Source organism: Ruegeria sp. D3 (assembly GCF_056534465.1).
The window spans coordinates 1-24,304 of record NZ_JBQFPK010000015.1 but is presented as its reverse complement, the minus strand read 5'-3'; the positions used below and the strand labels follow the sequence as shown (position 1 = coordinate 24,304).

The window sequence follows — 24,304 nt, the reverse complement described above, 5'->3', positions numbered from 1 at the left end:
CGACATGATCGAGATTTCTGGCACCCAAATCGCCCTAAACGACCCCGTGATTCTGATCGGCGGCGGGTTGGTGGCGCTGATCCTTTTACTGCTGTTTCTGTCGCTGCGTGCGGCGCAGCAGTCCGCCCGCATGGCTGAACCTCTGGCGCGGCAGATGGCGTATCTGGGCCAGCACGTGCAGCAATTGGGACAGGGGCAGGAGCAACTCCGTGGCGGGTTGCAGCATGTTTCAGACACGCAGGCCAATGCGCAGGTACAGGTGATCCAGACGGTCGAATCGCGCCTGTCCTCGGTGCAGCAGCAGATGAATGACCGGCTGGCGGATAATGCGATGAAATCCGCGCGTGCTTTGGCCGAGATGCAGGAGAGGATGAAGGAATCGCTGCATGGCTCGTCGAAACAGACCGCGACCTCGCTGACCCAGCTGCAGGAGCGCCTCGCCGCCATCGACAAGGCTCAGGACAATATCACCAAACTGTCGGGCGATGTGCTGTCGCTGCAGGATATCCTGTCGAACAAGCAGACGCGCGGCGCGTTTGGGGAAATTCAGCTGAATGATATCGTGTCCAAGGCGCTGCCCTCGGACAGTTTCCGACTGCAGGCGACCTTGTCGAACGGGCGGCGCGCCGATTGCCTGATAAACCTGCCGAACCCACCGGGCCCTATCGTGATCGACAGCAAATTCCCGCTGGAGGCCTATGAGGCGCTGATCGGATCGACCAACGATGCCGAGCTGAAGGCAGCGGTGCAGATGTTCCGCAGCACAGTGCGCAAGCATATCAACGACATTGCCGAGAAATACATTCTGGATGGCGAGACCGCCGATGGCGCGCTGATGTTCCTGCCGTCCGAGGCGGTCTATGCCGAGCTGCACGCCAAGTTCCCCGAATTGGTGCAGGAGAGTTTCAGCAAGCGCGTCTGGATCGTGTCGCCTACCACCTGCATGGCGACGCTGAACACCATGCGCGCGATACTGAAAGACGCGCGAATGCGGGAACAGGCGGGCGCTATTCGCAAGGAATTGGGGATGCTACACAAGGATGTGGAGCGCCTTGGCGACCGGGTGTCCAATCTGGACCGCCACTTTGGACAGGCGGCTAAGGATATCTCGGAAATCAAGATCAGCGCCGAAAAGGCTGGCCGCCGGGCGCAGCGGCTGGATAACTTCGATTTCGAGGAACTGGCCCCTGACGATCACTCCAACGTGGTGCCGCTGGGCAAGACCGAAGGCTAGCCGCTACTGGATTGACAGGTCCAGATTGTAGCCAACAGTCTTGCCGGTGTCGCGGTCATTGCCCATCAGGTAAACGCGGATCGTGTAATCTCCGCTTTGGGGCAGGGCGATACGCGCGGTGTTGCCGTCGATCGAGCCGATATAGATCGCCTCACCCTCGCTGCCCGGTGGCAGGATGTTGAAATAGATCACGCCGTTGCCATTGGTATCGCTGACCTGCAGATCGGCGAAAAGCTCTTGACCGGCCTGAGCGCCCAGCTTGTAGTCGAAATACTCGTCCCCGGTGATGGTGCCGTTGACCATCGTGCCGTAATTGCCGGGTTGGAATTTGACCTCGGCTAAGCGTTGGGCCGAGGCCGAAGTGGCCAGACCCAGGATTGCTGCGATAAAGATCAGGCGTTTCATCATGCACTATCCTCCGACGAATGACGGCAGCTTAGCACAACGTGTCTCTGCCGTCAGATTCGTAGAAAGGGCTGGAACAGGCGCGGCATCAGCTTGTTGAACTTCAACGGTGCGTCGGTCACGGCCAGACAGATGCAATCCTCGGACATATCGGCCGTGGGCGTGTGATGCAGGTCCTCATCCGCGATCTCGACATCGCCGCGAGCGAAATGGTCGACCTCATCCGAAAACGCCCCTTGCAAGACCATTGTCAGCTCCATCCCGTTGTGGCTGTGGTCCGGTACGGCGGCCCCAGCGGGGATAAACAGCAATCGCGCGGTTGCTTCACTAGTAGTCGGCAAGATAGCCTGTTTCACACCCATGCCGATTGAGCGCCACTTGATCGCTTCAACATTTCCGCCCACGTAATCCTGCAACGGAGCAGGCAGGACCGAACATCCCGGTTGGACTGGTTTTGCAATCGGTGCACCTTGCGCAATCAACGCCATGGTTGCCGCAAGCGATCCGTCGCTCATCCGAGCGGCGCTTTCCTGATCTTCCAGAACACAGCCCCCGACGGCATCAAAGCTTTCGGCCCGCGCGCGGCAGTGGTCGCACAGAGACAGATGCGTAGCGACCATGAGGTCGAACGCTTCGGGCAGATTGCCTGCGGCGTAAGCCATCAGCAGGTCATCCGTCAGGTGATGTTTTATGTTTTTGCTCATCGTCGTTGTCTCAATTCATCGAATGGCGCAAGCGGTCCAACGCCAATCTAATTCGCGATTTGATCGTGCCCAGTGGTAATCCGGTTTGCGAGGCAATTTCTCGGTGGCTCAGGTCACCGAAATAGGCCTTTTCGATCAATTCTCTTTGCGCCTCTGGCAACGCGGTCATCGCGTCGCGCAGCTGCGCGGTTTCCTGTTGCAGCGCCATAATGTCGTGCTGGTCCGGCTCGGCCTCGGGTCCCCATCCCAGATCTTCGGGCTCGGGGCGGCGTTGCTTGCGCAGCACGTCAATGCGCTTGTTCCGAGCAATCGTGAACACCCAAGTGGCCACCGTTGCGCGGGCCGGATCGAATAGATGCGCCTTGTGCCACAAGGTCGCCATCACCTCTTGCGCACATTCCTCGGCCAGGGTCACGTCCGACCCCGACTTTATCAGGAACGCTTTGACCCGAGGCGCAAAATGCTGGAACAGCTCGGCAAATGCCGCCTGATCCTGCGCGTCGCGGATACGGGCAACATGGTTAACCCATTCCGTTCTGGTCTCGCAATTGCCGTCTGCGTGGTTCACCGGTCGTCCTTTTACTCGTTGTTTCCCGCGCGGGGGCATTACAACGGGCTTTTCAGCCACCGGTTCACCCAAGCTCGCGGTATCGATCTCGGTAAACATACTCTTTTTACGCGGGCTGTCCCAACTTGGATCACTAAGCACGAAAATTTTAATCCAAACGAGCTGTCTTGTCGTAGTATCCCTATGAATTGGCCGCAAAAAATAAGCGCTGTTTGATCAAATCGCGGGCAGAATGGAAAATGTGGAATGAACCGGATAGACCATATTGCAGGGCAAACCTATCATGGGCGTAAAGGGGCCATCGAAAACGCATTTCGTTATTCGGTCGACTACATCCTGTTTGACCCCGAGAAAAAGGCCGCAACGCCGCGTCTGTTTTCCTTGAACGGCGCAAACATTACGAACTGGAGAGATAGGGACCACGGCGGTGCGCCAGGTAAGGGGCGCGGCGCGGCTTGGTTGCGTGAACAGTTCGATGCGCTGGGCGTTTTGCAGCCGGCGCACATCATGCTGCTGACGCAACCCCGTGTTCTGGGCCATGTGTTTAATCCGGTCAGCTTCTGGTTCTGTTTCGATGATTGCGACAACCTTTACTCAGTGGTGGCTGAGGTAACGAACACTTATGGCACGCGGCACAGCTACCTGTGCCACAATGCCAATTTCGCGCCCATCCAACCCACTGATCGCATCGTGGCAGACAAGCTGATGCATGTATCGCCATTTCAGAAGATCGAAGGCTCTTACACGTTTCGATTTGACTACCGCGCTGACCGGGTTGGTATTTGGATTGATTATGGGCGCAAGTCAGGGGGGTTGATTGCCACTCTTACCGGCCCAAGGGCACCTTTGACCGATCGCGCGATCCTCTGGTCTTTGGTGCGACGTCCGTTTGGGGCGCGGCGTGCCTTCACTTTGATCGTGTGGCAGGCGCTTAAACTGAAATTAAAAAAGGCCCAATTCCGTCCTTTCCGTACCGCACCCGTTCCGGATCATCCAATTTCTCGGATACGCAAGTCATAACCCGCCGCTGTTTGCGTAAGATCAAAGACTCAATCCTTTGAGAATGGTTCTGGTAGTAAGTAAGTCGCGAACACGAGGAGTTGGGACATGTTGGAAATCTCGGCAAGAAAAATAGCTCAGGTCGCCATGATGGGGCGTGAACTGGACCGGGCCGAGGGCGAATTGCGCGCTTTTATTGGCCGGATGAGCGAAGACGAGCAGGCCGAACTGGTTGCCGTCATGTGGATCGGACGTGAAAGCTTTTTCGCGGATGATCTGGCTGAAGCTGTCGCGACCGCCAAGTCCGAGGCGTCGACTCCTTGCGCGGACTACTTGATTGGAACACCGCACCTGTCTGACCATTTAGAAAACGGTTTGGACGCCTTGGGCATTTCGGTTGAAGACGTCGAAAACGATCTGATGTAAGGTCGTGCGCTCCGTAGGCGATCCGCAGCGGGGTCGAAAGACCCGACACGCGTCCAGAAATATGGCCTGGCCTATTCTTTTAGTGGCCGACAGTACTTGCCGAGCCAGTACGCCAAGGCCGTCAATCGAAGATCGTTCAGGCCCTGACCTCACGGGCACGATGACTGAACATTGCCTGACCTGATTGAACGTCTGTCCGGAAATCCGCCACTCGACCGGGAAGCGAGCGATAGAACTGACGCAAGCCAGGCTCGATTTCGACCGCGATGGCCAAACAGTGCCCGCACAACTGCTCGATCCTATCGTACGGCTGCCGGTCTCGGATTGCGGAAATAAGTTCGTTATGTGCCTCTGAAAGCCGTTGAAACGACGCGCTGTCCAGCACGGTGTTGTCTCCGATAAGAACGAACACCGCTTCGAGATCCGTTTTGCCTTTCAGATCGACAAATCCGGCTTCAAGCATTGCCATATCCTGATGCGCTGCGTTGTAGACTGAGTGCGAAACAACGATGTCGTAATCGACATGGCGACAGCTTTGTTCAATGCGGGCCGCCACGTTCACTACATCACCGATGACCGTATAGTTGAACCGGCTGCGTGATCCGATATTGCCGACGCAGGCGTGTCCCGTGGCGCATCCCGTGGCAAGGGCAATCGGTGGTCGGTCCTGCATCACCTTCGACGCGTTGAATGCAATCAGAGCTTTGCGCATCAACAATGCCGCGTGCGCAGCGCGACAGGGGTGGTCTTCTACCGGCAAAGGCGCATTCCAAAACGCCATAACTGCATCGCCTATGAATTTGTCGATTGTACCTCTTTCATGCAAGATCTGGTCGCCCACCTGCGAGAAAAGTTCGTTCAGCAAGGTCACCAGTTCGGTTGCGGACACGGATTCAGAGAGTGGAGTAAATCCCCGTATGTCCGAGAACATGACCGTGATCTCCTGCGTCTCGCCGCCTAGTTTCAAACGGTGGCCGGACTGCTCCATTTCGTCGAGGATTTCCGGTGCTACGTAATGTGAAAAAACCTTGCGGATTTCGTGCTTCTCACGCTCGGTTGAGACAAAGAGATACCCGGCTAACAAGCCGAAATTGGCCATTCCCCCAGCCAGAGGGAACGTCACATCAAACAAGATCAGCTGATTTTGAAAAGCAAGCCAACTTGTGCCGATGACCACAGCAGCGGCTAAACCCCCAGCAACAAATGATGCAACTGCCCCAAAGCTGGACATGACAGCGATCACGATCAGGCCGAGCAACACGAAAGACAGCAGCTCCAGCGCAGCGGTTACATCTGACCGGCTCAGCATTTCGCCGGTCAGGATCTGTTCCAGCAATTGTGCGTGGATGGAAACGCCGGGAACGGACTCGCCAAGTGGCGTCTGGTGCATGTCGAACAAACCTGCTGCAGAAGTGCCAATCAAAATGATCCGGCCTTCGATTTCAGCTTGCAGCGCGGGGTCATCAGGACTTGTCATTACGTCATTGGCCGACAGGTAGAGCTCGGGTTGGTCGCGCCTGTATCTGATCCAGACCTCGCCGTTTTCAGTGGTCGGCAACCGAAAATCACCAAGCTCGACCGCAAGCATAATGCCCTCTTCATCGGATGATCCCTCGGCCAGCACAAAGGGCGCGCCGATTGCCACCCTGAGTGCTTCGATGCCAAGGCCGGGAAGTGGACCGCTGGGGCCGTTCCAAAGAACCGGAACGCGCCTTACAACGCCCGTTCCCCCCAGGGGTGAGACATTCACACCGCCAATGCCAGCAGCGCTGCGCCCCAGAGGCGGCGCAATTGGCGTCCAGAACGGGACAGAGACCAGCCCGGATGCCGGTTGTTCACCGACTTCAATAATGCCTGCCTTCGGTGTAATTTTGGCACCTTCCTGCGAGACCCGGGCAGCAGTTCCCAAGACAACGGGCCAATTCGCTACTTCCAGACCGAACAGAACGTCGTAGTCCATCTTCTGTGCATGGTGTTCGACCGTCAGAACACCCGCCAAGGCAGGGTCGTTTAGCAACCGCGCAGGCGAGTATCTGTCGGGCTCGACAAACAACATATCAAAAGCGATTGCCGCAGCGCCGCTTTCGCCCAGGTTTTGCACCATCTGGGCCAATAGCGTTCGGGGCCATGGCCATTGGCCCCAGACCGCCAGGGTTTCTTCGTCAATGTCCAGAACGCGGATCGGCAAGTCCGGGTTGTATTCGCGCGGTGAAACACGTTGCAGCAGGTCGAAGTAAATCAAACGGCTCATGCGAATGGGATAAGGGTCAATGACCCTGATGAAGCAACCGATCAGTATCAAACCCAGCCCGACCAGGCGAAAACCGCGCCGCCGTCCCGTTTTTTCTCTGGATTTCCCGGTCAAGTGTGCCTCCGATAACATCGGGCGAGGGTTGCCCGGTTTGGGTTATCAGCTCGCTGACGCGTCTGCGTGCGCTGGCACGTCACTGTGCCGTAGAAAGGGCGCATGTACTCAAGCGTCGCCCCTGTCTCGCTTACCTTTCCCGCGCCCTTGACCTTTCCCGTGCCCTGGCCCCTTGCCCTTTCCGGGGTTGTTAACCCCACCAGATGGCCCGCCCCGACCCGCTGGGTTAGAACCATCAGCCTGACCCGACCTGCTTTTTGGGTCCGAAGGCTCCGGTGCAGGCGGCTCGGGCGCAGGCGGCTCGGGCGCAGGCGGTTCGGGTGCAGGCGGTTCGGGTGCAGGCGGCTCCGGCGCAGGCGGTTCAGGTGCCGGTGGTTCCGGCGCAGGTGGCTCAGGGGCGGCGGGGGGGTCAGCTGCCGGTGGGTCTGCACGGGGGGCAGCAGTGATTTTTGCTTGCTGCCGGATGCGTCGCGGTGTCGGTGCGTCGGACTTAATGGGTGGCAATGGAACGGATTCAGCTGCGCAGCCACCAATCCCGACTTTAAGCGGGCTTAGTAGTTCGTCTTGAGACTGTACGAAAGGAAAGCCAGTCTTCAGCGCCAACTCGTATTGTTCCTGATCTATAGGTCGACCAACATTGCCGCGCTGAGTGGTCGCGAACAGACTGCACTGTCGCCCAGTGGAGCGGCATGTACCGCCGAGGCCACACATTCGAACAGTGCCATCCAAAACCAGCATTGCGCTTTGCGTTCCGGGAACAACCCACATGTCGAACGTTGTGCCCCGAACAGCCATGGTGGCTGTCGGGGTTTGGATGGAATATGCCCTTTTCTTACTTTTCCCCGAGATGAAGCGAAAACTACCGCCCAATGCCTGAACCGCAAAGGACTTTGCTTTTTGCTTGCCGCGCAACATGGTCACATCAAGTACCATGCTGGCGTTCGGTCCGATCGCTATTTTGGTTTCATCGACAAATATCAATTGAACCAATCCATTTTGGTCCGTTGTTATGGCGTCGCCAGACTCGACCTCCATACCGGACCGTAAGGGCTGTGATTCTCCGCTTCTGACGATTTGTGCGCCTTGTTTGACACCGACGACTTTTCCTATGTTGGCCCAGACTTGCACAGGTACAAGCAATATAGACAACACAACGCAAAATACTTTTAACCAGGCCAAGCTTATATACCCCCAATAGCTTAGAAATGGGCTGAACGCCCACTGCCCGGTTTTGCCCCCATTAAATTTAATCTTATCGGTTTCTTAAATATGTATAAGCAAATATGCCTTAAACCATGTCCTGTTGGCAAGTTTTCTGACTCGCCCTGCTTCCATACCCAACTCGGCGTCATGCGTTGGAACGGTTTCTCGGCGCGCACTTACGCCAACTAGGTGTGTCTTTTACGAATTCTAATGCCACCTTTGGGCCGTAAGTTAGAAAAATAACAGCAGCTGGGAAAATCGCCTTGTAACTGGTCGCCGGGCAGGGATATACCGGCCAACGGAGACGTGGCCGAGTGGTCGAAGGCGCTCCCCTGCTAAGGGAGTAGGCGGGAAACCGTCTCGAGGGTTCGAATCCCTTCGTCTCCGCCATACATCTTGTGGCTTAAATAATTTTTTGAAAACAAGTAATTAGACGCAAGCGAAGTGGCGCCACCCCACACGCTTCCCCCCCCCACATTTTTCTAAGAGGCAAGTGCGGGCAATGTGAATCACGAAGGGGGAGGTGCTGGATGGTTCTGGAGAGAAATGTTGATAGGCGGACGGATCAATATCATCTTCAAAACCCAACCTCGTAGCCAAAGCTTGCTGAGTTTTTGCAGTAAATGGTTATCTGATTGGAGTTGAATCCTCTGCTAATTGGAAGCATCCTTCCAGAACTGCTGTTAAGGTTTTGAGAATGGCCAAAGAACCAGACCCAATCAAAAAAGTTCGGCTGAAGCCAATGACTAAAAGTCAACTGGTTGCTGCACTTGCAGAAGAGTCCGGCCTTGGCCAAGGTGGAGCAGCATCTGCACTCGACGCTTTGGTGGAAATTATTACACGAGAGGTATCCAGAGGTGGCGCAGTAACACTACCCGGTGTAGGAAAAATCTACTGCCGAGAGCGACCCGCCAGGATGGTCCGAAACCCTGCAACGGGTGAACAGTTCAAAAAAGAGGCAGACAAGGTCGTAAAAATGACAATTGCCAAGGCCCTTAAAGACTCTGTCAACGGATAAGAATCTTAGCACGCTGTAAGTATTGCGTCGAATAGTTGTGGGATGACGGCGACGGCTATTCCAATCACTGCAAGGAATAGAGCAAATTGAAATAGTTTCGAGTTTTTGGTGAGCTTCTCATCATTCTGAACCGAGTGCGTGTCTGCAAATCCACCTAACTGCGTAATCACTTTTTCAAAATCAATATTGTTCTTTATGTCTTCTTCTAAATCGGAAAACATAGCACCAGGCATGTGAAAGTCGATTGGGCGCGCCGAAAATCCAGCCAAAAACGCCGCGACCCCCAGTAGAAACGCACCGCTCAACAATAGTATTGGGCTGGTTGCGTCCTTGGCCAGACCACCCAACACCGCCGCCGCTGCCAAACAAATTCCTGCAAAAGCCATCGCTCTTGCATCTGCTGACAGCGCAGCAGTCAATTGTACTTCGAGACGCTTTTCACTCAGGCGGTATGCTTCTTGGTGCAACCGATTTGTATTGTCCATCATAGAACCCCATGAGGTGTGACGTGAAGCCTAGTTTAGCAAAAGAACCGCGGCCAGTAAAAAAGGGTGGAGACGATCCTAAGCCCAGATCATGTAGCTTTTAGTTAGTCCGCATCGGCAAGGTAGTAAGGCGTGTGTCGTGCGATGGTGATCCAATCGTAGCGATGTTGGTCACATTCCCGCGTTGTTCGTGAAGCACATTTAATGCAAAACCATATTAGGATTGTGACGCAACGTTGTTGGGGGTCGCACGGCATTGGGATTGGGACACGCAGCAAACTTTAATCCTATCCTAAGGCATACCCTAGGTGCCATGCATATTAATGGGGGCCAACCTTCCCTATAAGGACGAATATCGCTCTCACCTTTTTCTGTCTTAAATTAGTCTAAGGGAGGCCGTCAGTTGTCACATACCTTTGATCCCCCGTCGATCATACTGCCAGCGGTGACATTGCCTTTTTCCAGAGCATCGAATGCACTTTGATAATCATGCTAGTCAAACGCGCCGCGCGAACTGGCGGAGGCGGATTAAGCTCATCAGATTGGGTCAGACGTGGAGCGGGCTTATGCGCGATCGGATTTGTTGGAAAGGCGGCAGGTAATGATGAACGCTTGTGCTGGAGCGGAGAGGCAACTGGTATCACCGTCGCGCCCATGAGTGGCGTTTGACGACCAAGCCGACGCAGATCCGATCCGGCAAGAAAGCCGCTACCAATAATTGGCGGTTCTGGCAGCCCCAAAAAACAAAACGCGGTTCTGAGACGGACCCGTCACCTTCATCTGTGGTTTTGTTCGAGAACCCTAAGACCTCTGATGGTTCCATCTCAGAACCGGTCAGGCCGGTATCTCTCCGATCGGTCGGTTCTGATTTGGAACACTAATACTAACCACTCTGTGAGAAGCAAAGAGACATACGGAGGAAGAATGAAGGTCGACTAAGGAGCAGGTCAGAGCATCCCAACCCAAGGGGGGTAGGTCAATCATCATCGCTTTCGCTCTGCACACCGACCCACCCGCTGTTTACACATATCCGCAATTCAGAAATTCGAGGCACAGAATGCCCAGACCAAAGATACCACTTGGCAAGGCGATCCTGACAGGCGCCGCAAAGAAAGGCCCCCAGCGGTACAGAGAACGAAACGAAACGGAAGGTCTGGGCGAGCTCGGGGGGGCGCGCCGAATTATCTCAACGAGACTGAAAAGGTCGTCTGGCGTGCCTTTGCAGACGAATTGCCCTGGTTGGTTCACAGCGACCGTGCCTTGTTGGAATCGGCGTGGATCCTGAGGGCTCGAGTACAGGTCCAACGGGACCTCAGCGCGGCGCTGTTGAGAGAACTTCGTTTACACGTCAGCGCATTGGGCGGGAGCCCAACCAACCGCAGCAATATTCAGGTTCCTGAAGCAGAGGCGGAACACAATCCGTTTGATCGGTTCGCGTAGAGCAAAAGCGCAATGGGTATTCAGTATTGGAGGCTGCTTTCTCTTGGAAGGCAGTCTTTGATCAACAAGCAGTACCAAAAGTTAGGCAGACTGTTCTAAGTTTTTACGTGTGGAAGTTTTATCAAAAAATTATTGAGCAATTCATATCCCGCCAATCTTCGGTCTCGCACCTGGATCGATATCGCAACAGGAGCGCTTCAGCCCTTACGAGAACGTTGATAATCGCAACTGGATTACCTTCAGAGGTCCATCGCCAACCGAAATTTTGGTGGGGAGCCAGAAAGCCTTCTCTTGTCCATCGCCCGATGTACAAGCTCTACATGGAATCTGTTGTGACCTTCTCACCCCAGAGCAAGTGTGACCGCAGGCTGCTACAGTGGACTCCATTCGGTCAAGCGATGATACTCGTGAGAGGCTTCTATGCGCTCGAAGCTGACACCCGACAGATTTGACTGAACCGCTGTCAGCCTATTTTAGAGAAAAAGGGAATTTCATATGAACAGATGGTTTTTTTCTGGGTTCGCATTGCTGGTTTCAGCCTGCAACCCACCGTCCCAGGCTCCATTGGTAACTGATGCGAACGGTCAGACTGCCATCCAAATCAACACAAGCGGGCTTACATGTTACGAGTCGACCTGTCTGGAGATAACAAGGGGCAGCGTTCGCGCGATCGGACACAAGAGAGCTCGCATCCCAAAAGGTATCGATGTCAGCAGCGGGACCGTTACCCCAGACGAGTTTAAGCGGATGCGCCAATCAGCTATGTTGGCGGGCGGACCCGGTTCTGGCAATCGGTAAACAAAGGAGGGGTCGCTTTATGTTCAACGATGACGTCCAGGCACGATGCCCAGAATGCGGATCGCCGGATACGGTGATTACAGGTGAGAAAGCCGCCTGTAATGCATGTGGGTACGAGGAGCCTTTTCTGCTCGATGAGGAGTTGCGCGACGGAGCGCATGACCTTGTGGCCAACGCGCAGACAATGGCACGGGCGAGAGACGTTCTGCAGCGATGGGATTTTGCAGGGTAAATTGCTGGCTGATGAGGCCAGAAAGCCGGAAAAGTTAAAACACGCAGTAAGGGTCTTTCAGGGGCGAAACGACGGCCGCGCTCTGGAGGCGAAAGATTTGCTGCATCCATTTATATGGGCGTAGAATTGGTCAGGATAAAGCTCTAGAGGTGTCACTCCGCGGCGAGCCGCTCGGTAAGGTTCAAGCGCTTCACTCTGCGCGCGCTGCGCTGTAATCCTCGTCCGAAACATGCTCCATCCAATCCGCAGTCTTGCCCTCGACAGACGTCTGCACAGCCAGATGGGTCATCGCACAGTCTGGCGACGCGCCGTGCCAATGCCGCTCTCCCGGCGCGAACCACACCGTATCGCCAGGGCGCAACACCTGCACTGGCTGCCCCTCAGATCCAGCCAGCCCCAAGCCTGACAAAACATGCAGCGTTTGACCGGCAGGGTGCGTGTGCCAAGCTGTCCGTGCGCCGGGCTCAAAAGTCACAGTAAGGACCTTGACCGGCGAGGGATCATTCCCTGTTACAACAGGATCAAAGCGGACGGTGCCGGTGAAATACTCATTACCGGGGAATTGAGAGGGCCGGTCCCCGGCGCGGTGAATCTCCATGATGTGCTCCTTTGTTGCGCTGCTCTTGGGGACTTAGCAAAATTCCGATTTCAAACCCAGAAGCGGGCCGGCTCGACGCGGCAATCTGAGCATCATTGTCGAATGCCCATAGCGCGATTGGAACCGGTCATAGGTTTGAGCGGGACCTACGTCCGAGTTGCGGACGATTTGGTCATTCGCTGCTCTGGGTATGATTGTCCACTTTTTTGGCAGCGAATAAATTGAGCGAAATTGAGTACTGTCCGTTAGGGAACAACTTAGGAAGAAACGCGGGTCTGATAATCCTGGATACAGTTTCTGTCGAACGCTCGAAGAGACGAACAACTAGTTAACGAGTATGAGTTCCAATCTACCCAACTGCACCGCTCTGAATTTTTGAGAGTTAGTCAAAAGTAGTCTGATCAAGCAGATTATGGGCGTTTTTCACGTCGACTGTTAGCTCTCCTCCTATGATAGTTTCTAAGACAGCATTTAAGCCAAAGCTGGGAGTGGGGGTCTGTCTAAATTTTTGGCAACTCTTTATGTAGTCTATAACAATCCGAAGTTCGTACATCCTTGCCTGCTGTCGTTTTGCCGTGTTCAAAGCCTCACAAAACTCTACTTCGGCGAACCGACTTTCAGAAATTGCGAGCGCATATACGCGGTCGGTCTCAGCTTGCGCCCATCCTTCGTTTGTAAGGCTTTGGTACCTGCGGGCCTCGGCTAACAACTGCAAGGCACTTTCCCGATCACCCGTTTTCAACGTGAGTTCCGCAATCATCGTCAAAAAGAAAGGTTTGTAATTCCCAGCTCCGCTGGCCCACCACGCTTCCGATGCTTGTCGCAATGCGTGGATGTTTTCGGGCTCAGGGGAAAGGTAGGCATCCACCCAGCTTCGCCAGAGCGTTGCAGTCAGCGACATGAAGGTGAACGAATGTTTTGAAGACAGTTCCTCCAACTGATTTGCGGCTTCAATGACTTTTCCAGGTTCGCGGCGCAGAAGATAGAGCATGCACAGGTAAGTTAGCGACTGTGCTATGCTGTGCGCATGCTCCAGCTTTTGAGCTGCAGCAACCGCTTGTTTTTGTATCTCAAGTGCTTTGTCTGGCGCACCGCGCATCCATACAGCCATGCTTAAAAAGCACGACGTTATCGCTGCGTGGTCCGAACCGTATATGTAGGCCAGGTGCCCATCGCGTTTCCGACTGTAAAGCTCTAGCGCTTTGCTCAAATGCTCGTATGCAGGGTTTAGTTCTCCAATGTGAAACAGCACTGCGCCCATGGCTCGATGCCCTACCATCTGATGGTGTGTCTCGCCCGTTGTATCTGCCAAATTCAGCAACTGCGCTGCAACACTTCTGGCTAAATCATACTCAGCACGCACCAAATGGAAGGAATACAAGCCATTCAAAACAGGGAACAGATGTTCTGTTTCGTCCACCCGTTCACACAAGTCGCGTATTCTTGCATAAACGGTCCCTGTTTCATCGGCGGCTATTCCTGCAGTTGATCGTAGAACACCTGCTCTGAGAACCTGAACCTCGATTTCTTTCTGATCCCGCTCAACACCATGAGACAGTTGACTCAACTGCTCGATCGCCAAGGAAAGCTGTGTGTTCGCCTCGATATTGGCGGAACGTTGGACTGCGCGTTGGCCAGCGAGATAGCGATAGTCGATTGCCTCCTTGCTCATACCTGCCATCGTGTAGTGGTGCGCAAGTATTTCCGGACTGGCATCGCCAATATGGGTCGATTTGCCACTTAACGCTCGCGCTACTCGTGTGTGCAAGACCCTGCGCTCGCTCTTTAAGAGACTGTTGTAAGCTGTGTCGCGAATTAGGGCGTGGCGATAGCTGAAAGTTTCAAGGTTTTCTTCTTTAGAAACTGTCACAATGCCTGCGTCGACCAAAAGTTCCAATCCCGTACGCAACGCCTTGTCACTGATCCGAGCGACCTTGGCGATCAACGGAAAAGAAAATTGAGGTCCGATAACCGCCCCAATCTGGGCGACCTCCTTGACGGAACTCAGTCGGTCAAGTCGCGCCATAAGTGCATCATGCAACGTGCTTGGGACCGAGCTTGCCGGGGACGCCCCACCTTTCGAGTATGCGTCCCTTCCTTTTGTCAAAACCCCTGATTCCAATAGATCTTTTGTCACTTCTTCGACATATAGCGGGACGCCATCGGATCTGGCAGCGACGACATTGTACATTTCGTCAGAAATCGAATGCCCTTTTGCAACTTCGTCCACAATGCTTTTGACCTGGTGAAAGTCCAATTGCTTCAAGACCAATTTAGAAAGGTTGGATTTCAATGCCCACCCCGGGTCAAATTCAGGTCTGAACGTCATCACGACCAATACTGGAAGGTCATGAATCCGATCAGCAACTCGGTCAAGCAACAGTTTAGTTGTCGGATCAATCCAATGCGCGTCCTCAAACAAGAGCAACACTGGCTTTTCCTCAGCCTGCGAAGTCAGATTGCCCAACAGCATTTCTAAGGTCTGATTCATGAGTTGCTGTGGCGTCAGATTCAGTTCACCCAATTGGTCTTCAAAAGGAACCGAAAGTAGGGACGCGGCCAGTTTCAGAGTGTGATCCGACTGGTCTCTTAGAACAGAGGATATCTTTCTGAGTTTCAATTCGTTTTTGTCGTCTGCACGAAGGCCTGCAGCATTCTCAATTTGGCGAATGGCCGGATAAAACGCACTCGCGTAATGGTAGGGAGAACACTGATATCGCGTTTGAGTGTGCGACATCGTCGGAATGCTCTGCCTTAATTCTTCGACTAATCTAGACTTGCCAATTCCTGGCTCACCGGACACCAGCACAACTTGTCCTTGACCGCCACTTGCCAACTTCCACTTTTCATTGAGGGTTTCATATTCTGCGGCGCGTCCGATCAAAGGGTTCAGTAACTCGTCTTCCTCTGCCATGAAACGGCTGACTGTTTCCCGTGCTCCTGTCACCTGCCAGGCTTCGACCTCTCTGGCAAAACCTTTAAGCTTGAATGCGCCACGCAGAACGTATTCGAAAGCATCACCCGCCAAATGATGAGTATTGGGAGCGACGATCAATGTCCCGGGTTCAGCCATTGCTTGTAGACGTGCGGCTAGGTTCGGCGTCTCGCCCATCGCCGTTCCGTCCTCAAACATTTTTTCACCACGTAAGTCACCGACAACAACCAACCCAGTTGCGATCCCAATTCGGACATTCAGTTTCGCATGAGTGCGGATAGCTGGAATTTCCTCGATAATACGAAGACCTGCGCGAATGGCTCGCTCTGGGTCATCTTCGTGCGCATAAGGAAACCCGAAAAAGACCATTATCCCATCACCATAGTAACTTGCGATGTGGCCATCAAAAGCTGCCACCGACGCAGCGCAGGTTTCTTTGAACAATCGGAGTACTTCCGCCAAATCTTCCGGATCGACGCGCTGGGATATTTCCGTTGATCCAACCAAATCTATAAACATGACGGTAAGCTGCCGGCGCTCAGCGACGATCGCGGGACCTAACGCAGTGTTGTGCGAGTAAGTCTCTCCCTTTGCTTCAGCTCGAACAGCTTTCATGAAACGGCGCCTAGGACCTAGGGGAAGCCCGATTTTAGTGAGATCTTTGTCCGTTAATTCGGTTAGATCGCCTAGTTCGATTTCATGTTCTGCAAACGACCCAGCATACTTGGACAAGCCATGTTTCTCTAGCCAGCGCGAGATTTCAGACATTTGATCCTTTCGCGTGCGGCGACTGCAGAACTATCACCTGCGATGCACCAGCATGCATCCCTTTCTCCGGTTGGTCGTTGCGGTTTACTGAGTCGCAATTTCCGCGCACTTGAACTCTTTTTTCGCATTGAAAATCACCGTATCGGATTTGGTCAAGGACTTCGTCGCTCTGGATGGGACGGGTCCTTCGGCATCGGGTCGGTACAACGTGATGGTATCGTAACATAAATATTTAGTGCGGTTCCGTATTCAGTGGATAGCTGCATTTCTTCTATGGGCTTGGAACAGTCGTTCGCTGCACTCGGCGTGAATGACTGCTATTCGGACTTGGCCGTCATTCGATCTGGAGCCTTCGCTGAAGCAGCATTTGCTCGCGGTCGAGGCATACTTATTGTCGCGGCGCGGCGAGTGTAACCAATCAGGTCATTCGCAGGCGTTGTATTCGCGTTGACGGAAACCGTACCTTCGCCGCAACTCGGTCGGACAATCAAGACGCAGGATATGGCAGGCATTTGAAAATTGGCTCTAGCTTCGTGTTTGAGCTGATCAGGAACGAGGCATCAAGAAGTGCATCTATTTGCTGTTAAGCTTTTTTTGACGAGCATAATCTTGTTTTTCGATACGGGACTCGACGCTACTGCCGAACCCGATAGCCGGAAGCAATGATCCGGTTAATGAGAATGGCGGCGGCCTGGTGTATATCATTGTCTTCGTTGTTGCCGACCGCTGCTTCTTGGGCAGCGGCTGCGTCACGCAGAACTCCCACAATTTCATGTTCGGGCAGGAGCTCACGATCTTTGATTGCAAGCAAAAGCGCTTCACAAATTGAGAGTGCGGCCATTCCAGAGTGGTCTTGCCGGTCAGCCATGGTAGACGTCCTTTTTTAACAGGCGTCCAAGCAAGGAAGCGCCACAATGAATTGCATCATACTGGCATAGATTGCTGTATACTTAACTGATCGAAAGCAGTCTTGGCGTCGGATAGTTTCGCGGGCTGCTCATCGATGAAGGAAGAACACTTGCGCACTATCAAAAACAGTCCACTCACCCGAAAGCTTTCAAACTTCGTCGCTCTTACTGAGGTTGAACTTGCGGCATTGGCACGCCTGCACAAGCGTCGCAGAACCTTTGAAGCCGGACGTGACATTGTGCATCAAGGGCAATCAGAGCAGGCTGCCTACATTCTGGCCTCGGGCTGGGTTTGTTCCTACAAAACCCAGACTGACGGGTCGCGTCAGATCGTCGATTTCCAAATACCGGGTGACTTTCTGGGCTTGCGAAGCGTTCTGCTGCACACCTCGGATCACAGCATAGAACCAATCATGGAAATCCAAGCCATTGAAGTAGTAGTGGATGATCTCCTGGACGCATTTGCGCAAACGCCCCGGCTGGCGACAGCAATTCTTTGGGCGGTCTCTCGAGATGAAGCGATGGTGGTTGAGCACCTGGTCAACATAGGACGGCGAGATGCGGGTGAGCGCATGGCGCATTTTCTATTGGAACTTGGTGTGAGGCTGTCTCAGGTCGGGATGGCAAGCAAGACGGGATACGCCTGCCCACTGACACAATACCACCTTGCCGATGCACTGGGACTGAGTGCCGTACATGTTAATCGTGTCCTACGGCAACTGCGGGAGAAGGGGCTGGTTACTTTTCAATCCGGGCAAGTGGTATTTGATGATTATGAAGGACTGGTGACGTTGGCCGGTTTTGACCCCACTTATCTGGATCAGGCCGGGCCACTGTTGAAGCAATAAGTTCACCCCTACAGCGATGCCGGGATTTTGATGATCGTTGCCTGTTAGAGACGGAATTCGCTTCGGCAGATTTGGGATTTCACTGAAAAAGAAGCGCAAGATAAATGCAGTCCGACTATGGTACTGGATTTCCTGCGCTTCTTAATTACTCGTTAAGAACACGCCAGCAAATATCCCGCCAACACACATCACGTTGCCAGAATCCAAACATCGTTGCACTGACGCAGGTTAGTCAATTTTTGGCGGCACCTGATCCTCGGGCACCAAATGCATTTGAGATTCCAATAAAATCTCAGGTCATTGGCCACAGACTAACATCGATCAGCGCGCGTCTGCCATTTGCACATTATTCTAAATTACAACGCCGGTACTACCGTGGCGCTTACGAGCGTAATCCGCGGCAGATTGCGCGGGGAAGATCCAACAAACTATATGGAGGACTAAGGTGAGCACGAGATCGTCCAGTTCTTTGGTGACGTTTTCAAATCCGTTCTCTTTGTCCGGCTATCCAGATGAACTTCCTGCAGGCGAGTATGAAGTAGTTGTTGAAGAAGAACTACTACAGGGCCTGAGTTTCGAAGCATATCGAAGAACCGGAACCTACCTGACAGTTCAGGGCAAAGGCAGCAAGCCAGGCCGCACGGAAATGCGCCCAATTGACCCAGAAGATTTTGAACGGGCGCTCAAGCAAGACCAGACCTTGGCCACATCTAACAATGACAGCGATGCAGCGCTTTCCCGCAGGAGGAATAGATTATGAACACTCCCGAATGGCTTAAACCCGGAATCTACGGCGCCTTGATCGGAGGGGTTTTCGTAGGCGTTGTTGGATTTTCTTGGGGTGGATGGATGACAGGCGGTAGTGCGGACAAGATGGCCAACGCGATGTCCCGCGACAGTGCAATAGCTGCGTTGGTTCCTATCTGCGTCGACATGGCGAGAACTGACGCCCAACGCGCCGAAAAAATAACGACGATCAATGAGGCTTCTACTTTCAAGCGTAAGGATGCCGTCATGGCGGCTGGCTGGGCAACGGTGCCGGGATCCCAAACTCCTAACAAAGACCTGGCGCAGGCCTGTATCGAGGGGCTGAACCTGGATGGATCGTAACTCAATCACTCAACATTCGGACAACGCCGTTTGCATCAGGGCAAATCGAAAAAATCAGTACCGGTTTTGCGCTCACTTAATGGCTGCGTTGTTTGTTGTCGTCTTCAGCAGTTTGGCGGGCTCCTTTATCTCATCAAGTCCCGCATCGGCCGAAACAAATTCGATCCCGGATAACGCGCATCCCAAAAAGTATGGCGACGGTTGGAAATGCGATTTGTCCTATCGGTTGAAAGGCGAAGAATGCGTGGCCATTGTCGTGCCGGGAAATGCCTACCCCACAAACAGAACCTATGGCTCAGGGTGGGCATGTATGCATGGCTTTGTTGAAGTTGGCGGCACCTCATGCACTGAAGTGATTGTGCCTGAGGGTGGATATCTCGATCCATCAGGTGAGAGGTGGCGGTGCCTGCGTGGATACACAAGAGTAGACGATAGCTGCCAGAAAATCGTGGTGCCGGATAATGCTTACCTGACGAATAGCACTTATGGATCTGCATGGCGTTGCAACCGTGGCTACGAAAAAGACGGAGAAGCATGCGTGGCAGTAGCGGTGCCGGAAAACGCTTTTCTGAACGCATCAACCAGCGGGCGTCCCTGGACGTGCGAGCGTGGGTATTTTGAGCGCGACGGACGGTGCGATGCCGTCTTTGTGCCTGAAAACGCTTTCTACGATGACGCGATCCATGGAGTTGGATGGAAATGCGAACGTGGCTACGAGGCGTCCGGTGATCGCTGCAATGCAATCGAGCTACCGGCAAATGCCCATATCGACCGATCCGGCAATGGGTGGCAATGCCACAAAAACTATCATCGATCAGAAGGGCTGTGTGTTCTGAACCAGTGAGAATTCAGACAGAAAGCCCACTTTCCCAAACTTCACAATTTTTGCCCGTCCTTACCAAGGACGCGCGTTTCACACTCTAAAAAGGAACAAATATGAAACCCGTATCCATTGCGTCGGATGCCAAGCAGTTCATTGCCAGCGATGCGCAAAAGCTGGCGCCTGAACAAGCAGTTTTTCCAGAGCTTCACCGCAAGACACTCGTGACAGATACACCGACTGCAATTGTGTATTGCGAAGGAAACTTCGCAAAGATCGATGGCAAGACGGCTAATGGTCTCGTTCGACATTCACAGGCCTATCGCGTTCTTTCGGTGATCGACAGCACGTATGGCGGTTGTGACAGTGGCAAAGTGCTTGATAATATCGCAAATCAGGTTCCCATCTTCGATGATCTTGATGCCGCCGTCGCTAATGAAGCTACGATCCCCGACACTTTTATTTACGGAATGGCGCCGGCCAGCGGCAGAATGTCCCTTGAGGATCGCGAAGTTGTTTTGGATGCGATAACGCTCGGAATGAACATCGTCAGTGGGCTGCATGAATTTCTTAGCGATGACAAGGAGCTCGCCGGATTTGCCAAAATTCACGATGTCACGATACGCGACATTCGCAAGCCGCGGCCAAATCCCGACCTGCGCCTGTTAGATGGCAGTATTGGAGACGTCCAGGCGATCCGCATCGCGGTGTTCGGCACCGATTGTGCAATTGGAAAGCGTACAACCGCGACAATCCTGACCGGCGCACTTAACGCGCATGGGATCAAAACAGTTTTGGTCAGCACCGGCCAAACTGGCTTGATGCAGGGCGCCAAGTATGGTGTCGCGATGGATTCGGTGCCGCCGCAATTTTGTTGTGGCGAACTTGAGCGCGCTGTCGTTGCGGCATCCGAGGGTGAGCACCCGGATGTAATAGTGATCGAGGGCCAGGGCGCGCTAAGCCATCCGGCTTTTTGCACATCAGCCTTCATTCTGCGAGGCAGTCAGCCACATGCAGTTATTCTTCAACACGCGCCTAAACGAAAACGTCGATGTGATTTCCCCAACATGACTATGCCCGCCCCTTGCGATGAAATCACCCTGATCGAGGCATTTGCGAACACAGAGGTAATTGGCATGACGATCAACCATGAAGGAATGAATGATGTTGAGATTTCAAAGGCCATCACAGACTACAACTGCAAATTGTATCTCCCGGTCACTGACGCATTGAACCGTCCTCCAAAAAACTTGGTGAATATGGTTCTATCTGCCTTTCCGCGCCTGCAACCCGTACGTGTTACGACGATTGAATGAGCAAGCTGCGTATCGACGTTGATCTGGACAAAATTCGGTACAACACCCGGTTCCTGGTCGACCACCTTAGACCCCGCGGAATATCGGTGACAGGTGTGACAAAAGCCGTTTGCGGTCATCCTGAGATTGCGAATGCTATGCTTGAAGGTGGCGTGACAGGGCTGGCGGACGCGCGGATCAGCAATATCATGCGTATGCGCGATGCTGGAATCTCGTGCTCCATATCCTTGATCCGAACGCCCATGCTGAGCCAGGTCGCGCAAGTCCTTGATAACTGCGATGTCAGCTTCAACACTGAGATGGACATTATCGCCAGCCTGGCCATCGAGGCGCTGGGGAAGAACATTACTCACAATATTATCCTGATGGTGGAAATGGGGGATATGCGGGATGGCATCTTGCCTGAACACCTTGAAAGCACTGTGTCTCAAATTCTTAGAATGGAAGGGATTTCTCTGAAGGGGATTGGCGCAAATTTTGCCTGTCTGGGTCATGTGGCACCCTCTGCAGGGGCAATGGAATTGCTTTCGTCGCTTGCCGCCGACACCGAACTTGCAAGTGGACCCGCTCTGGAAACAGTGTCAGGCGGCGGCTCTGCCAGTTTGCCATGGGCGCTTGGTAAGGGGGCGCCCGGAATGATCAACAACCTGCGTCTGGGTGAGGCCATCCTGCTAGGTACCGATCCCGTTTCGGGGTACGCGATCGACGGGCTCTACACCGATGTTTTTACGCTTTGGGCGGAAGTGATCGAAACGAAAGCCAAATCAAACCCAAACCCCGTTCAAATGAATCACCCTATACCTTCAATGCAGTGTGTGACTTTAGACAGTCCTTCGAATACTCGGTCGATCCTTGCCATTGGACTTCAGGACACCGATGCGGCGGGTTTAATATTCCCTGCTGGCGTCACGTTCGTCGGAGCCACCAGTGATCATATCGTTGTTGAAAACACCAATTGCCTGCTTCGCGCTGGTGGCGAGATGAAGCTGAAATTGAACTATAGTGCGCTCTCGCGAGGCATGGCTGCACCCGATGTGGCAAAGGTCTTCCGTGGTGCTAGCGCATTGGCAAAATTCAGCGCTGCGAACAATGATCGCCCATATTCGAAGTGAAGGGAGCGCACCAAGATCGTCCCGATTAAACCCAAACCTCAGTCGACCGTCTTATTCTACAGCTTTACGTAGTAAATTGGGCCATCAATGCCTATATTGGTGGTATCCGCATTCGCTTTTCACGTCCCATCTTGGCTCGTGGGTGGTGCGGACAATCAAAGGATCAAAATGATGTCTTTCAAAGACCTGACGACCAGAGCGGCTGCCGCACTGAAGGAAAACGATGCGGACGCTCCAAAAAAAGAAACGACGTCTGAAGGGCCTGACGTCGCCCTCGAAAAACCAAATCCTAAGCCTCAAAGTTCATAATATGCTGCCGGGAGTGGCTGGCTTGTTCTTGTTCACATCTCCGAATGAGCTGTATTTGCAAAGGAGAACTACCTAGATGGAGCAGATAGTCAGCAAGACAATCGCAGTCTTTTCCAGGCCGTTTACTTTCCCTGGCTTTGACGAACTACTCCCGGCGGGCGAATACGAAATAGAAACTGAGCTGTTCGCTCCACCAGATTATTTGGATCCAGAAGCCTGGAAAGCATCAGTGCTAGTCTTTCTGCATCCACGGAAATCTTACCCCGGTCTGGCGCGAACCTTGACCGTTTCTCTGGCTGATTTGGACAGTGCTCAAGCAAAGGACAAGTTGTCTTCAAAGCAGTTGTCGCAGTTCATGCTCGACCAACTTTTGGCCGATCCGATGGTGCAACTGATCATGGAAGCAGATGGCGTTTCGGAGACTCAACTTCGGCACCTCTACTCGGACTCGCTCATTTCTGAGGCAAACGACAGATCATCAGATCAACGAGCCCTTCCGCGAGGATGCGGAAGCGGCTCTCAGTATGCCTTCGCAGTCCAAACTGCTGAGAATGAAGGAATGCCGGTTCGTCCTAACAAAACCCCTCGGATTGCAGGAAGTTCCTTCAACCTCAAGGAATAGTGCGAACTTTTTTAGTACGCTCTTTTACATCCGCGGAGAAAACCAAATAGAAATCGAGGCTAAGAACTGATGGAAGAACCCGACAGCGATACAGATGTGATCATATCTCGCGCCCACAATGACATGCCGCAAGAACGCCTGTGCCTTCGTTGCAGAACCCCATTCTGGAGCGAAGGGTTAGGAGAGCGAATCTGTCGACGCTGCAAGGGGTAGAGCGCGTGGCGAAATGGCCTATCGGTAAGCCCTGGGCTTGCTTGGCGTCGCTGATAAACTGACGACAGCGTAACCAGCTTTTCTGATCATGTATCATTATTTGTTATTGGCGCTGACCCAGCCTGCTGATCCAGGCCGTTTTTAACGTGGAAATTGATCGGTAATCGGTGCTGAAGACGAAGCGTTTCCGGCTGGTTTAGAGGTATCAATTTACCCGAGACCGACCAGTCTCCAGTATTCGACGCAATTCTCCCAAAAGTCTGGAATCGCCATTTCCGCGGTAGCAGTTTGGCGGGTTTCGATGGTGAGACCATCGCCGTTGGTGCGGTCATGAACCGGAAGCGGAATTGCAAGATGGCGAAGCCTGGGACAACCATAGCCTAAGCAAAAGGATTTAATTACATGCAATGAGTTAACCCCGCGCTATGCCCAACTTAGCCAAACACCTGTGCAACTCATTTGGGGGGCAATGATGCGTGGCAGGTCGTTGACTGGGCGCACAAGTTGCATGCGGCAATTCCTGATTCAGAGCTGCTTGTGCTGGAGAACTGCGGTCACTTCTCCATGGAGGATCAGCCGGAAAAAATCTCAGCGCTGTTGGCTGACTTCCTCGGCCGGAACGAGTGAAGTATCAGAAATAATGCCGCCGTTCCAATAATGGGCGTGGACGGCAGCTTTGTCCGCATGGCGGTCATTTAACGCAAATAATCCAAAGTCTGGTATTCGAAGGAGCGGCCGTTCGCGCCTAATCCTTCGGAACCCGTTTTGAGATGACGGACGGCTGCTGCCGTCCGTCAAACCGTCAGATGTCGATCTTCTCCGCGATGCTCAACGCGTCGTCGAGTTCGACCCCAAGGTACCTGACCGT

The 24,304-nt window shown here is 53.4% G+C and carries 22 protein-coding genes, 1 tRNA gene and 1 pseudogene; 15 read left to right on the top strand and 9 right to left on the bottom strand.

What is annotated here, in order from left to right; all coding sequences use genetic code 11:
• Nucleotides 1–4 precede the first annotated feature (4 nt).
• Nucleotides 5–1,234, top strand: a complete 1,230-nt coding sequence (locus ACR0DX_RS18735) for a DNA recombination protein RmuC (RefSeq protein WP_170353661.1) — start codon at nucleotides 5–7, stop codon at nucleotides 1,232–1,234.
• Nucleotides 1,235–1,237: 3 nt separating this feature from the next.
• On the opposite strand, the gene ACR0DX_RS18730 is transcribed toward ACR0DX_RS18735, so the two are convergent.
• The 3 genes from ACR0DX_RS18730 to ACR0DX_RS18720 are packed head-to-tail and all read right to left on the bottom strand — an operon-like array spanning nucleotide 1,238 to nucleotide 3,010.
• Nucleotides 1,238–1,639: a hypothetical protein gene (locus tag ACR0DX_RS18730; protein WP_170353660.1), complete on the bottom strand. Its 402-nt coding sequence runs from the start codon at nucleotides 1,637–1,639 to the stop codon at nucleotides 1,238–1,240.
• Nucleotides 1,640–1,692: 53 nt separating this feature from the next.
• Nucleotides 1,693–2,343, bottom strand: coding sequence for a ChrR family anti-sigma-E factor (locus ACR0DX_RS18725; protein WP_170353659.1), 651 nt, complete (start codon nucleotides 2,341–2,343; stop codon nucleotides 1,693–1,695).
• A gap of 10 nt (nucleotides 2,344–2,353) precedes the next feature.
• Nucleotides 2,354–3,010 (bottom strand): sigma-70 family RNA polymerase sigma factor, encoded by a 657-nt coding sequence (locus tag ACR0DX_RS18720; RefSeq protein WP_170353969.1) that lies wholly within the window; start codon nucleotides 3,008–3,010, stop codon nucleotides 2,354–2,356.
• Nucleotides 3,011–3,157: 147 nt separating this feature from the next.
• Here ACR0DX_RS18720 and ACR0DX_RS18715 point away from each other — a divergent pair, with 147 nt between their 5' ends.
• On the top strand, nucleotides 3,158–3,931 hold the full coding sequence (locus tag ACR0DX_RS18715) for a DUF1365 domain-containing protein (protein WP_170353658.1): 774 nt from the start codon (nucleotides 3,158–3,160) through the stop codon (nucleotides 3,929–3,931).
• Between the two features lie 87 nt (nucleotides 3,932–4,018).
• Nucleotides 4,019–4,336: a DUF3775 domain-containing protein gene (locus ACR0DX_RS18710; protein ID WP_170353657.1), complete on the top strand. Its 318-nt coding sequence runs from the start codon at nucleotides 4,019–4,021 to the stop codon at nucleotides 4,334–4,336.
• 136 nt (nucleotides 4,337–4,472) lie between these two features.
• Here the strand turns inward: ACR0DX_RS18710 and ACR0DX_RS18705 are convergent, their stop codons facing one another.
• On the bottom strand, nucleotides 4,473–6,587 hold the full coding sequence (locus ACR0DX_RS18705; RefSeq protein WP_480847038.1) for a CHASE2 domain-containing protein: 2,115 nt from the start codon (nucleotides 6,585–6,587) through the stop codon (nucleotides 4,473–4,475).
• A gap of 389 nt (nucleotides 6,588–6,976) precedes the next feature.
• On the opposite strand from ACR0DX_RS18705, the gene ACR0DX_RS18700 reads away from it, so the two are divergent.
• Complete coding sequence (locus ACR0DX_RS18700) at nucleotides 6,977–7,147, top strand: hypothetical protein (RefSeq protein ID WP_480847101.1); 171 nt, start codon at nucleotides 6,977–6,979, stop codon at nucleotides 7,145–7,147.
• 277 nt (nucleotides 7,148–7,424) lie between these two features.
• Here the strand turns inward: ACR0DX_RS18700 and ACR0DX_RS18695 are convergent.
• Nucleotides 7,425–7,736 (bottom strand): annotated as a pseudogene (locus ACR0DX_RS18695) (FecR family protein); the annotation flags it as partial.
• 468 nt (nucleotides 7,737–8,204) lie between these two features.
• Between ACR0DX_RS18695 and ACR0DX_RS18690 the strand changes: the two are divergent.
• Both ACR0DX_RS18690 and ACR0DX_RS18685 read left to right on the top strand, forming a co-directional pair.
• Nucleotides 8,205–8,294, top strand: a tRNA-Ser gene (locus ACR0DX_RS18690).
• A 307-nt stretch (nucleotides 8,295–8,601) separates the two neighbouring features.
• Nucleotides 8,602–8,922, top strand: coding sequence for an HU family DNA-binding protein (locus ACR0DX_RS18685; RefSeq protein WP_480847036.1), 321 nt, complete (start codon nucleotides 8,602–8,604; stop codon nucleotides 8,920–8,922).
• 5 nt (nucleotides 8,923–8,927) lie between these two features.
• Here the strand turns inward: ACR0DX_RS18685 and ACR0DX_RS18680 are convergent, their stop codons facing one another.
• Complete coding sequence (locus tag ACR0DX_RS18680) at nucleotides 8,928–9,410, bottom strand: hypothetical protein (protein ID WP_480847034.1); 483 nt, start codon at nucleotides 9,408–9,410, stop codon at nucleotides 8,928–8,930.
• A 2,254-nt stretch (nucleotides 9,411–11,664) separates the two neighbouring features.
• Between ACR0DX_RS18680 and ACR0DX_RS18675 the strand changes: the two genes are divergently transcribed.
• On the top strand, nucleotides 11,665–11,877 hold the full coding sequence (locus ACR0DX_RS18675) for a eukaryotic translation initiation factor eIF-2-beta/eIF-5 family protein (RefSeq protein WP_170353653.1): 213 nt from the start codon (nucleotides 11,665–11,667) through the stop codon (nucleotides 11,875–11,877).
• Between the two features lie 190 nt (nucleotides 11,878–12,067).
• Here ACR0DX_RS18675 and ACR0DX_RS18670 read toward each other — a convergent pair whose 3' ends face one another.
• The 3 genes from ACR0DX_RS18670 to ACR0DX_RS18660 all read right to left on the bottom strand — a co-directional run bounded on the left by ACR0DX_RS18670 (nucleotide 12,068) and on the right by ACR0DX_RS18660 (nucleotide 17,046).
• Nucleotides 12,068–12,475 (bottom strand): (R)-mandelonitrile lyase, encoded by a 408-nt coding sequence (locus ACR0DX_RS18670; protein ID WP_170353652.1) that lies wholly within the window; start codon nucleotides 12,473–12,475, stop codon nucleotides 12,068–12,070.
• 382 nt (nucleotides 12,476–12,857) lie between these two features.
• Nucleotides 12,858–16,178, bottom strand: a complete 3,321-nt coding sequence (locus ACR0DX_RS18665; protein ID WP_480847031.1) for an adenylate/guanylate cyclase domain-containing protein — start codon at nucleotides 16,176–16,178, stop codon at nucleotides 12,858–12,860.
• A 634-nt stretch (nucleotides 16,179–16,812) separates the two neighbouring features.
• Nucleotides 16,813–17,046 (bottom strand): hypothetical protein, encoded by a 234-nt coding sequence (locus ACR0DX_RS18660; RefSeq protein WP_170356893.1) that lies wholly within the window; start codon nucleotides 17,044–17,046, stop codon nucleotides 16,813–16,815.
• 135 nt (nucleotides 17,047–17,181) lie between these two features.
• Between ACR0DX_RS18660 and ACR0DX_RS18655 the strand changes: the two genes are divergently transcribed.
• From ACR0DX_RS18655 to ACR0DX_RS18620, 8 genes are all read left to right on the top strand, one after another.
• Nucleotides 17,182–17,934, top strand: a complete 753-nt coding sequence (locus ACR0DX_RS18655) for a Crp/Fnr family transcriptional regulator (RefSeq protein ID WP_170356894.1) — start codon at nucleotides 17,182–17,184, stop codon at nucleotides 17,932–17,934.
• Nucleotides 17,935–18,379: 445 nt separating this feature from the next.
• A complete protein-coding gene (locus ACR0DX_RS18650; protein ID WP_170356895.1) occupies nucleotides 18,380–18,694 on the top strand; it encodes a hypothetical protein in 315 nt (104 codons plus the stop codon).
• Complete coding sequence (locus ACR0DX_RS18645; protein WP_170356896.1) at nucleotides 18,691–19,044, top strand: hypothetical protein; 354 nt, start codon at nucleotides 18,691–18,693, stop codon at nucleotides 19,042–19,044. Before ACR0DX_RS18650 ends, ACR0DX_RS18645 begins: the two co-directional genes overlap by 4 nt.
• Nucleotides 19,045–19,123: 79 nt before the next feature.
• The gene (locus tag ACR0DX_RS18640) at nucleotides 19,124–19,888 is read left to right on the top strand and encodes a hypothetical protein (RefSeq protein ID WP_353392061.1); all 765 of its coding nucleotides are present in this window, start codon (nucleotides 19,124–19,126) and stop codon (nucleotides 19,886–19,888) included.
• 92 nt (nucleotides 19,889–19,980) lie between these two features.
• Nucleotides 19,981–21,180, top strand: coding sequence for an N-acetyltransferase DgcN family protein (locus ACR0DX_RS18635; RefSeq protein WP_480847027.1), 1,200 nt, complete (start codon nucleotides 19,981–19,983; stop codon nucleotides 21,178–21,180).
• Complete coding sequence (locus ACR0DX_RS18630; RefSeq protein ID WP_170356899.1) at nucleotides 21,177–22,292, top strand: alanine/ornithine racemase family PLP-dependent enzyme; 1,116 nt, start codon at nucleotides 21,177–21,179, stop codon at nucleotides 22,290–22,292. The genes ACR0DX_RS18635 and ACR0DX_RS18630 overlap by 4 nt, the downstream gene beginning before the upstream one ends.
• Before the next feature lie 171 nt (nucleotides 22,293–22,463).
• Complete coding sequence (locus tag ACR0DX_RS18625; RefSeq protein ID WP_170356900.1) at nucleotides 22,464–22,601, top strand: hypothetical protein; 138 nt, start codon at nucleotides 22,464–22,466, stop codon at nucleotides 22,599–22,601.
• Nucleotides 22,602–22,677: 76 nt separating this feature from the next.
• Nucleotides 22,678–23,223: a hypothetical protein gene (locus tag ACR0DX_RS18620; protein WP_170356901.1), complete on the top strand. Its 546-nt coding sequence runs from the start codon at nucleotides 22,678–22,680 to the stop codon at nucleotides 23,221–23,223.
• The last annotated feature ends 1,081 nt before the right edge of the window (nucleotides 23,224–24,304 follow it).